3 protein-coding genes and 1 pseudogene are annotated in these 3,683 nt (G+C 44.6%); all 4 read right to left on the reverse strand.

Annotated elements, in window-relative coordinates; genetic code table 11:
* Nucleotides 1–362 (reverse strand): annotated as a pseudogene (locus ACRQQK_RS02990) (hypothetical protein); the annotation flags it as partial.
* Nucleotides 359–1,078: a hypothetical protein gene (locus ACRQQK_RS02995; protein WP_457509994.1), complete on the reverse strand. Its 720-nt coding sequence runs from the start codon at nucleotides 1,076–1,078 to the stop codon at nucleotides 359–361. The pseudogene ACRQQK_RS02990 and the gene ACRQQK_RS02995, both read right to left, overlap by 4 nt.
* Nucleotides 1,075–3,153 (reverse strand): lipase family protein, encoded by a 2,079-nt coding sequence (locus ACRQQK_RS03000; RefSeq protein WP_457509995.1) that lies wholly within the window; start codon nucleotides 3,151–3,153, stop codon nucleotides 1,075–1,077. Before ACRQQK_RS03000 ends, ACRQQK_RS02995 begins: the two co-directional genes overlap by 4 nt.
* The gene (locus tag ACRQQK_RS03005; protein WP_457509996.1) at nucleotides 3,153–3,623 is read right to left on the reverse strand and encodes a hypothetical protein; all 471 of its coding nucleotides are present in this window, start codon (nucleotides 3,621–3,623) and stop codon (nucleotides 3,153–3,155) included. The genes ACRQQK_RS03000 and ACRQQK_RS03005 overlap by 1 nt, the downstream gene beginning before the upstream one ends.
* Nucleotides 3,624–3,683: the final 60 nt, after the last annotated feature.

Raw genomic sequence — 3,683 nt, forward strand, 5'->3', positions numbered from 1 at the left:
ACGGTAATATCTCTTAACTCAATAATGCAGTTTTGGGTATCCGTATACGTACTATATGGGACTCTTAGTTCATAATGATCGTCGTCTCCAGCGAAGTTTTGAGTGAAAAAAGTGGTAATTTTCCCTCCCTGATGCGCTTTTTGCCCAAACATATCGTAAGAGTAGGATTCACACTCATCACCACTGGCGATGTAGTTAGCCCAAGCTTTGATCGTCGCGTCTGCTGGTTTTACACCCGAGAGGCGAATGTAAGCTTGTGGCGGCGTAGTACTTGTGGACTGAACACCCCAATAGGCGCCACCAACCAAAACAACCAGTCCAACGAGGTATACCCATTGTCGCTTTTTATTTAATAAAGTCATTCCTCCTGAGGCTCTACTATAGTTTCGCGACGGTAATCGTCACCGGCTAGGATGTTGTAGGTGATGATAGTGTTGTCTTTAAACTGAGAGAAGTCGAAGTGAACGATTTCAGCGTTAAATTCCTGCTCCTTAGATATCTTTTTTTCATTGATATAGAAATCACACCCCACTCCATCCGTCCATTTTTTATACGTCTCAGAATAAAATGGTTCACAATTTCTTGCTTCAATTTTGGAGTCAAAGGTCAGTGCTTTATCATACTCCATTACTGGAGGGTAGATACGTAAGTCTGGAAACCTCGCTGTATCAAATGAGCTTTTGATGCCTACATATATTTGGAGTAACTTCATGTCACAACCAGAAGAAGTATAATCTTGGTACGGTACTCTCAACTCGTATTGTTCAGGTTTGGTTGAAAAGTCATGCTCAATTTTAAATACACCTTTCCCCGTTTTTTTCACTTTCCCATCTAAAGCGCTCCAAGAGCGTGAGCGACACTCTTCACCGCCGCCAGTAAACGTTACATAAGCAGTGACATTTGCATCAGCAGGCTTATAACCTTGAATGCGGATAAAATGATCGTCTCTGTCGCTTCCAATCGGTGGCTTGCTATCATCGTACCATTTCATGAGCGGGTTTAAGATGAATATCACCGCTAGAAAAAAGGCAATCACACCCCCGATACCAGCAAGGATAAACTTCACTAGTGATTTCATTGTAACTGCTCCTTTATGGTTGTTTTATCGAGTGTTTGATCACCAAACAATAAACGATCGACAGGCAGTAATGCGGGATTCGTTACTAGGGTTTCTAACTCTTGTCTGACTCGCTGAACATTCCATATGATTTTTTCAGTTAGTTCAATCTCTTGTTTAATCGCAAAGACGGTTTGAGTACGCTTTTGTTCTTCACGTGCATGGGCCGCAGGGTTTTTCCTCGTAACATACTGCATGCCTAAGGCGTTGATTTTATCTTGCTTAAGCTTCTGATATGTATCTAACAATCGTTGCTCAGTACTGTGGACAGTTTGCGCAGCTTCAATATAACTGCGGTCCAATGTGTCATTTAAAAGTAATGTGAGCTGAGATTTAAAATTAGGAATATACTCGCTCATCATATGGTCTAAGCCTGATTGGTGTATTGTCCCCACGTATCCGTTAATGTCGATATGATCTTCGCTTAACGTTTTAGCCAGTCGATAAGAGTCTTCAGTTTGATTAGAGGCTAAGGTTAAACTGGATACGTGCGTTTGCTTTTCAGTCAACAGCACCTGTTTTATGTCGTTAGGTTGGTGCTTCGCCAAGCTATAAGTAAGTAACTGGACGAGATTGCCGTGATGTTGGTAATTATCGTCATCGTTATCAACGGTTCTCTCTTTAAGTGAATCCCACAGGTAAAGGGCGGGAGAGAAGTACTTCCAAACAGATGTGCTGTCGCTCTTATCATCGGGATTGGTGTTCATCCAGCGCATTGGTACTTGTGGCACCAAATCGTGATTGTTGACATGGCGATAGTGTTTTATGGCATTGTAGCGACTCACGAAGCTATGCGTCCCTGCTCGTGGCATACCGTAGGTAAACAAGCGCAATGTCGAAGGGGAGTAAGTTTCTTGTATTAACGAGCTAAGTAGTAATGCTCCAGCACCGCCTAAACTATGCCCACAAATGTAGACTTTCTTATTTCCATGGTGTTTGAGTATCGCGTCATTTATTGGTTTCCACAATGCCATTGCGTATTGATAAAACCCTTGATGAACGTAGGTCCCTCCAAATTCAGGTGGGCTAATTTGAGATGCATCGATATCTGTAACGACATCTTGATACCCAGGTGAATTGAGTGCCGCAATAACACCGTCTGTGATCTCAGTAATCTTTAATATTGGGAGTGGCGACACCTTATCCGCAACGATAACTTGAGGCGTTTGGCTAAGCTTGTTTATTTCTTCATTACCAAAATGCTTTTGTGTGCCGCGAACACCAACAATGGCTATATCATCGTTACTTAGAATGTACGCTTCTGCTCCAATGTCGGTGTCTTGATAGTAGTTGGCTTTCAAATGCTCAGAGTAAGGGATTTCAACTAACAACCAATTTTCTTTCGTTGAGGCGCAGTATTCCGGTTTTTCTTTGAGCTTTAGCTGTTCAATAATGCGATTAATGCTGCCTTCTGGTAAACGGTTGGCTTCGTCGTTATCAGGTGCGCCATACTTATCGCTGGCGTACGCCAATTGAGCGAGCAATGCGAACGTATAGCTATTCACCAAGCTAAATTGCTCGGTATCAACCATCATTGGCATATAACTGCGAAGCGCTTTGATTTCAAGGACGACGGTTCGGTTGTGGTTGGCTCTAAAGCCTTTGGTTTTTTCGCTGTAATTACCCATCACAGGACCGTGGTGCTCGACCAGGAACTCATCATCCGGTTGGGAGGCCCACACATCTCCGACATGAATGGCGTGATACTCTTTAGGTTTTTTTTGCGCTGCGCCTTTTTCATCGGCTGTCCGAGATTGCACAGGCGACGCTTCCCCTTCTTTTCGGCTGGCGTATTGTTCGACTTCCTCCAACAAGTTGTCGGTGTCAACGCTGACAACCCATTCTCCTGCAGAGATGTGACTAAAGAGTACGTTACCCTGACTGGTCGTTTGCTGATGAGTTTGCTTTGTCGAAGGGTTAGTAATGGTGACCTTGAGTCCGTTAATGGGCTCGTCATTTTCACTGCGAAATTCCAGCTCCAACCAATTCACTTCGGGGTTGCACAATACACAGTGGTTATACATCTCAATCGTCATTATGCGTGTCCTTGTAACAGCGAGAAGGTATGTTTGAGCGCGAAGAGCAACTCATCGTCCTGAGTGTCAGTGATGGCCTCATTGAGTTCGGGAGATACGGAAATAGAACCGAGAATGGTGAGCAACGTTGCCGTCACGACTTGTGAAGTTAAGGTCATGGTTTCGGAGTCTAACGTTAGGAACTGGTGCTCAAACTGCGCTTTGAAGTCGTCTTGGTTGGTCTCGATTCGAACTTGCATCAAGGCAGGTTGATGTTGCCATAACCAACTCTCGACGTTGCTGGCAAGCAACGGCAGGTTTGGCGAGTTATCCAAATGGTGCTCTTGAATGACCCACCATGGTGTATTTTGTGCTGGCGAAGTCGTCAGTGTCGTTGATGGGGAGTGCTGCCACTCATGGTCACAATACAGCAGCGCGGCATACCCCGCTAATAACACCGTCCGCTCTTCAGGGTATAGCCTAGGCAGCATCGGCCCCAAATAGTTGGGGCGATAAAACGGAAAGAAGATGAGCTCACCGAGCAAAATAGC

It is taken from the genome of Vibrio sp. C8 (assembly GCF_054051265.1).